The sequence below is a fragment of the Hymenobacter defluvii genome, from assembly GCF_017589435.1.
GTDB lineage: Bacteria > Bacteroidota > Bacteroidia > Cytophagales > Hymenobacteraceae > Hymenobacter > Hymenobacter profundi.
In genome coordinates, this window is sequence record NZ_JAGETX010000133.1 from 1 (window position 1) to 324 (window position 324).

Below are 324 nucleotides of genomic sequence, written 5' to 3' on the forward strand. Positions count from 1 at the left end.
GTAACCAGATATGTGGTCGGGGTCACTTTGCCATGCGAATGGAAGTGATTGTGGAGGAACCAGAAGACTACATTGCTTGGTTGTCGCAGCAGAAATCCTTCTCGTCACAGAATCCTGAAATTCTGGCTAACTTGAAGAAAAAAGCACAAGATCAAAAAACAATTGGAGTAACTGCTCCAGTAGGTCCGGCTGCTACAGCCGCTGTACAATCGGCTACTCCAGCTTCGTTGTAATTACATTTTAACGCACGCTTCTCTATGGCTGCTAATATTCCTACTAACGCACAGGCGCAAGGCGGTATTGGTGTGTCGGTTCCGCATACCG

At 47.2% G+C, this 324-nt stretch carries 1 pseudogene; it reads left to right on the top strand.

Going from position 1 to position 324, the window contains the following annotated elements:
- Window positions 1-233 (top strand): annotated as a pseudogene (locus J4D97_RS23340) (cytochrome c oxidase subunit II); the annotation flags it as partial.
- Window positions 234-324 lie beyond the last annotated feature (91 nt).